We start from the raw sequence: 6,385 nt of genomic DNA, 5'->3' as shown, positions 1-6,385 counted from the left end.
TCACGAAAACTGGCTAAACAACTTGTCCATCAGCATATCTATGAATGGGCGTAGAGAAGGTCATTCTTGAGAGACCCCAGAATCCGTTAGAACGAGGACCGTACTTCTACGGTCCATACTCCACGGATAGGGGCCAGTAAACCTTCAATCGATACAATCTTACCCTCGAATAAGTTGTGGTGATTGGGGTTCACTGCCTTTTGAGCCAATGGACATGTCGTTATATAAGGACCAATGCGTTATTTCAAAAATTTCTTTAATATCTGTTGCAAAGGATCCAAAGGAGAGTCATTCAAGATCAAAACAAAGGGTTCATAGGACTGCTGATCGGGCTGTGTTGAGATCTTCCAATACAAAATACCGTGTAATAAATGAGAATAATCTGCTCTGAAGGCCTTGTACAACGCCTCTACCGCTAAGACCCGTTCTTGCGCATTGGTGGGCTGCATCGTCCATAAAATGACGTCTTGTTGTCCTGGCCTACCGACCAAAGAAAAGCCACTATAACTCCAAGGCGCCAACGTATTTTGCTCCCATCGGGTATATCCCAACTCTGTAAACACAACGGCTTTATCCGTAATAGATTGCTCTTGCCGAAACGTCTCTATATCACTGAAAATTTGACGCCAACCTGCTACAAGTTGCTTCTTTAGCTGTCGCTGACTGCCATATTGAGCCTGAGAGCGCAACGGGAAATATGCATTGATGCCAATCAAATCGAGATCATCCCAAAACCCGACGGATTGATATTGATCAAAGTTAGCCGCATAGGTCAATTGTCCGGTATAGATTAAACGAGTCTGGTGAATGAGTTGTCGCCAGTGCTGGTCCAATAGCTGACGACGGCGATTAATTTGGGCAATAGACGTTGGTTTAGATCCCTCCGAGTCTTGGTAGCTCACCTGCCTGGCCCAAGCTTGCCAAGCGAGCAATCGATGTTCTAAGAAGTCTTTGAGGGTTGGGAATTGGTAGCCCCCTTTGAGCTGCAGTTCTGCAAAGGGAATCCGTTCTTTATGTTTCAGTAGATTATGGATCAATGCCCGCTGTTGAATGTTATTCAAATAGTACCGTTCTAAATCGGGTAATGCTTTGACAGGGAGCGTTGAGGTTAGGGCGTTCATTTCACTGCCAATACCCAAGACATCTACCTCTTCTGCTTCCGCAATGGCGGCCCACTGATGCACAAAATCTGTATATTTTTCAAACCACTGGGCAAGTTGTTCATCCGTCTTCGGCATAATCAACCCATGCCAAAGAAAGTTATTTTGCGGATAGGTATGATCTAAGGCAATGCGCAAAATCAGGACAACCTTCAGACCTTCAGATTTTGCGGCCCGAATCTCCTGAATAACGCCTTCATTTTGTACTTCAAATCTGATCTGGTCAGAATCCCATTCTTCTTGAGTGGCATAAACAGTGACTTCTACGGTATTCATCTCAGCCGTTTTTAAGGCTTGTATCCAAGTGTGTGCATCTGGCTCATTCACCTGAATCCCGCCCAAATAAAAGGGCAAGGCCGGACCAGGCCAACTCAATAGGAGAATAAGGGATAGCAGAAACCAACCCATGAACCAACGGAACCGACGCTTCATTTACAATCTCGAACATTTCTTTGCCCATTAAATCTATCAAGGCCGGCTGAGAGGTTGGTGAGAAAAGTATAGGACCAGCATGGGTTTTGGGGATTCTGAGTCAAAAAATAGCGATATTTAGCGCTGAAATCTCCGTAGATATGCGGAAAATTTAAAATTTGAGATTGTCGATATTCCCGTGTTTTAACGATGGTTTTCCAGGGTGAGGATCTCCATAATGATTTTCAGGTACAGGAAAACAGGACTTACAAAAAACATGGCTTATCAAACTTCTCTTCAATCGCAAACAATGGAACTCCTGGTCGCTTATCGCCAGAAGCCCTCTGTACAACTTCGGAACCGCCTTGTGCGATTGAATATGGGGCTGGTTCGCAAGGTTGCGCACCGTCTTACACACCAATGTGCTGAGCCCTACGAAGATCTGGAGCAATGCGGATTTTTGGGGTTGATTACTGCCATCGAAAGATTTGACCCCTCCCAAGGTTACGCTTTTAGTTCTTTTGCCGTTCCTTATATTCGGGGCGAAATTCTTCACTTCCTCCGCGATCGCGCCAACACTGTTCGCATTCCCCGTCGCTGGCAACAATTGAGCCGGGATGCCGCCAAAGCTCGACAGGCTCTCACCATGGAACTCGGTCGTCAACCCAACGATCAAGAAATTGCAGATGCGCTTAACTTATCCATGCAAGAGTGGCGTTCTGTTAAGCTAGCCTCCACCAATCGGGTTCCCCTCAGTTTGAATGCGCGCGTTTCCTCAGGTCATCATCAGTCTGATTCAGCCATGACCCTTGGCGACACCCTGATGGATGTTCATAGCCAAATTTTACAAGCCAACCAAGAAGATCGGATTGAACTCCAGCAAGCCTTAAACCAGCTTGAAGATCGGACTCGCATCATGATCGAATCTGTTTTCTTTCACCAGCTCTCCCGGCAGGAAGTCGCCAAGCGAATTGGGGTTAGCTCTGTAACGGTCACTCGCAACATGAAAAAAGGCATCGATAAGCTGGTGGAGTTGTTGCAACAACAGCAGCCCGCAGCACTCCAGACGGAGCACTAACGTTATCGCTCTCCACAATAGGACATGCAACCCCCCGATAGGTCTATCGGGGGGTTTTATTGATCGCTGCTTTCCCACCGCTTACCAACTCCAGTCAAACTCCAGTCGTAGATGTTTTTACCGATAAACTAGGAGATAAGACATCATTCTAGGTTTTGCAATGTTGAGACGAAAGCTAAACCTCAAACCTGCTAAGCGGTCGTTTATATCCAGTGCAAGCTGGTTGTCTTCGCGGCAACCTCGTTTAAGCAGATTATTATCCCCAATCAGGGTGATCAGTCTCTGCTTGGGCTTGGTAAGCCTGCATTCTCTCTCCAGTCTGGCCCAACCCACTCACTCAGCTCCAACCACTAGCGTTGCCCAAAGATTTTTGGCTATGGAGCGTAGTTTTGAAAAAGAATTTGAAGACTTTTTTGGAGAAGACTTAGCAGAGGTCAACCAGGACCCCGAAGAAGTTGCCCAAACGCTCTTGTACCTAAGTGAGGCAACTAGAACAAAACCGGGTGTGCTTTGGATCGTTCCTCGTCAAGACCATTTACACTTAGTGCTACTGTTGCCGGGGGGCAAGCCCATTGTTCGAGATCTCTATGATGTTCCTCAGGCAAAACTGTTGCAGACCGTCGCTGCTTTTCAACAACAAATCGACCATCCAGATCAATGGGATCTTGAGCTGGCTCAACAATTACATCAATGGCTGATTGAACCCTTTGAGCAAGAGCATCTACAAGTTGCTGAAATCGATACACTGTTGTTTTGTCTAGGGAACGGACTACGAGGTTTACCCCTAGCCGCTTTACATGATGGGAACAGCTACCTAGTGGAGCGATATAGCCTCACCAATATCCCAGCATTTAATTTAATTCAAACCGATTACAATCCTCGAACAGAGGGAAAAATCTTGGTCGGTGGGGCATCTGAGTTTGTGCAAATGGATTCTCTACCCTCAGTCCCTACAGAGATTTCCGCCATTCTAACCTTTCTGAAATTCCGACTCCCGGATCAATCTCAGTGGCAGGGCCAAGCCTTACTTAATCGCACCTTTACCCTCCAAAACCTGAAAGATCAGTTAAACCGTCAAACCTACAATATTGTGCATCTGGCAACCCATGCCGAATTTAACCCAGGTCAACCCCGCCAATCCTTTATTCAGTTTAGAGATACTCGGCTGAGCTTAGATCAGATGAACACCATTGATTGGTCCAAACCGAGTCTAGACTTATTGGTCCTCAGCGCCTGTAAAACAGCCTTGGGCGATCAATCTGCTGAGTTAGGGTTTGCCGGAATCGCGCTAAAGTCAGGGGTTAAAACTGCATTGGGTAGTCTCTGGTATGTCAGTGATGTGGGCACCCTCGCAATTATGAGTGAGTTTTATCAGCAATTACCTCAATCGAGAACTAAATCTGAGGCCTTACGGCAAGCTCAGTTGCGTATGCTCCGAGGCCAAATTCGTGTCAAAAATGGTCAGCTGCTATTATCGAGTGTTCCCGTTGCTTTGCCTCGCGAAGTGGTTGAGATGGCCGATATTGATTTTTCTCATCCTTTTTATTGGTCAGGATTTACCATGATTAGTAGCCCTTGGTAAGTCGAGCACAATGTCTATGGGGTCTATCCAACATAATCTGCTCAAACACCTGTCACATTTGGTGAGAGAGAGAGATCCCTTCCTAGGGACAGCAGGACATTTTTTCGTTAAAGAATATATTTACCAAGAGCTCTGTCAATGGGGGACTGTGCATAGGCATACCTTCAAAGCTTTGAAAAAAGTTGCGACAAGCGCTCATGAAAATTTGGTCTTGACTTTACCAGGCACCCAATCCCTCCCTCCTATTCTGATCGGCGCCCATTTTGATGGTGTCCCTGGTTCTCCCGGCGCGGATGATAATGCATCTGGCGTGGCAGTACTGTTAGAACTTGCGCGATTTTTTTACCGCCATCCTGCCCGATATCCCATCCATCTCATTGGGTTTGACTTGGAAGAATACGGTTGCCTGGGCAGTCAAGCGTATGTCCAAGATCTGAAAAGTCGTCAAGCGAAAATTACAACGATGATGAGTTTAGAGATGCTGGGCTACATTGACCCACGACCTAATACTCAATCCTATCCAGCGGGACTCAAGTACTTTTACCCCAACACAGGTAATTTTATTGCGCTACTTGGAAATTTTCGCTCCATTCCCACTATGCTGAGGATGTCGCGCCACTTCAAACAGCAGGGTGCTCCTTGCGAATGGTTACCCATCCCTATGCGGGGCAGGTGGCTCCCCGATACTCGGCGGAGCGATCATTCCCCTTTCTGGGATGCCGGATATTCTGCGTTAATGGTGACGGATACGGCCAATATGAGAAATCCCCACTATCATCGGGCTAGTGACAAAATAGAGACTTTGAATCTAGACTTCCTTAGCGCTGTTTTTAACGGGCTTATGAAAACCCTTCAATCTTTCTAGTTTTACCTGTTTTTATTTGGATCTGCTTAAGTACTTAGATCGACCCTTTTTGCTATCTATGATACAGAGAAGCTTGATGTGTAGACACGCAAAACTTTAGTCTATATCTCTAGTAGTGTTCTGTTTTTGTATGTCCTGACATTTTATGTTCAATAATGCCATCAAATACTTTAGTAAATTCTCTCTGTCTAGCTCTAAATTACATCTCGATCATCTCTACCTATCTTTGAGTCAGTATTTTTTTGATTTTCATCCCAACATCTTGATATAGTCTGTTGGGGTATTGCCTTAGATACCCAGTAATACAGTATGGCAGAGTCTGGATCAACTACTGTCTGCCTTATGGGTTTGGGGCTGAGCCTCTGCGTTGATGCCACCTGGGAGCATGTCACCTTTGCATGCAAATTAAACCATTGAGATAAGCACACCGATGTGCAAGCACTTGCGGGACATTGGTTTCATTCCACTGTGCCCCTGAAATTTTGACTCTGCGACTCATCTGTTTGATAGCAGATTCAACAGCCCCAGACCCAATAGAGCAGATGTCCTCACTCTGGTAATAGTCATAATTGACAATCCGATGACGATGTTTGCGAACATAGTTGCAAAAAACTTGGGCCTGCTTTTTCTTCAACGACTCAAACAGAGCCAAGGTTTCATCAACCTTCCCCTGCCATAAGAGCTGCTCAGCCTGGTGCAGACGCTTGAGGAAACCACCGACCTTATGAAGATTCTCCACCAAATGATACCAATCCAGAATCTCTCGCCGTTGCTCAGGTATGCTCAGCTGACGAATGATATTCCAAATGCCATCATGACCATCCCCTAAGCAAGTCACTGGGGAGGCTAACGGTTGCTGGTGAGTCCAGTCAATGAGCCGGGCATTATTGTGATAATCCGCGATGAGTCCCACATCCGTTGCCAGGGTTTTATAGTCTTTCCACTGACAAGGTTGTCCTAAAGAGGTGCGGATACGCACTTTGCCACCATCTACACTCACTTCGGTTAAAGCTTCATGAGCCTGGGGGGTAGGAAACCGTTGTTGATGCACCAATCGCTGCTGGGTTTTGGCGGGTACCTGAATCCCGGTTAAATAACTGAGATGTTGCACCAAGGGTGCTGCCTATGAGAAAAGGGCGTGCAGTTATAGCAGTCGCCATTCTATTCAGGACGCTGGATGCAGGACATGCTCCATTACTTCTCTGAGAGACCCAAAATGGTCTAATTGGTGGCGGATGCGACTTTTAATCCAAGACCAAGACCGCTCAATCTTGTTCAAGTCAGGAGAA

The 6,385-nt window shown here is 46.3% G+C and carries 5 protein-coding genes and 1 pseudogene; 3 read left to right on the top strand and 3 right to left on the bottom strand.

All coding sequences use genetic code 11. The features are described from left to right. Positions 1-239: 239 nt before the first annotated feature. Positions 240-1,592 (bottom strand): hypothetical protein, encoded by a 1,353-nt coding sequence (locus Q0991_RS18010; RefSeq protein WP_299490917.1) that lies wholly within the window; start codon positions 1,590-1,592, stop codon positions 240-242. A gap of 256 nt (positions 1,593-1,848) precedes the next feature. Here Q0991_RS18010 and Q0991_RS18005 point away from each other — a divergent pair, with 256 nt between their 5' ends. The 3 genes from Q0991_RS18005 (at position 1,849) to Q0991_RS17995 (ending at position 5,096) form a co-directional block, all read left to right on the top strand. Continuing rightward, positions 1,849-2,649, top strand: coding sequence for an RNA polymerase sigma factor SigF (locus Q0991_RS18005; protein WP_299490915.1), 801 nt, complete (start codon positions 1,849-1,851; stop codon positions 2,647-2,649). A 376-nt stretch (positions 2,650-3,025) separates the two neighbouring features. Beyond that, positions 3,026-4,231, top strand: coding sequence for a CHAT domain-containing protein (locus Q0991_RS18000; protein ID WP_299490912.1), 1,206 nt, complete (start codon positions 3,026-3,028; stop codon positions 4,229-4,231). A 10-nt stretch (positions 4,232-4,241) separates the two neighbouring features. Beyond that, positions 4,242-5,096, top strand: a complete 855-nt coding sequence (locus tag Q0991_RS17995) for a M28 family peptidase (RefSeq protein WP_366525003.1) — start codon at positions 4,242-4,244, stop codon at positions 5,094-5,096. 388 nt (positions 5,097-5,484) lie between these two features. Here Q0991_RS17995 and Q0991_RS17990 read toward each other — a convergent pair whose 3' ends face one another. Then, on the bottom strand, positions 5,485-6,207 hold the full coding sequence (locus Q0991_RS17990) for an ISKra4 family transposase (RefSeq protein ID WP_299490920.1): 723 nt from the start codon (positions 6,205-6,207) through the stop codon (positions 5,485-5,487). Positions 6,208-6,261: 54 nt separating this feature from the next. Next, positions 6,262-6,385: pseudogene (locus Q0991_RS17985) on the bottom strand (IS630 family transposase); the annotation flags it as partial.

Origin of the sequence: Acaryochloris sp. IP29b_bin.137 (assembly GCF_028285745.1) — a bacterium.
Lineage (GTDB): Bacteria > Cyanobacteriota > Cyanobacteriia > Thermosynechococcales > Thermosynechococcaceae > Acaryochloris.
Note: the sequence above shows the minus strand (reverse complement) of the source record. Positions and strands in the feature narration are given on the sequence as shown.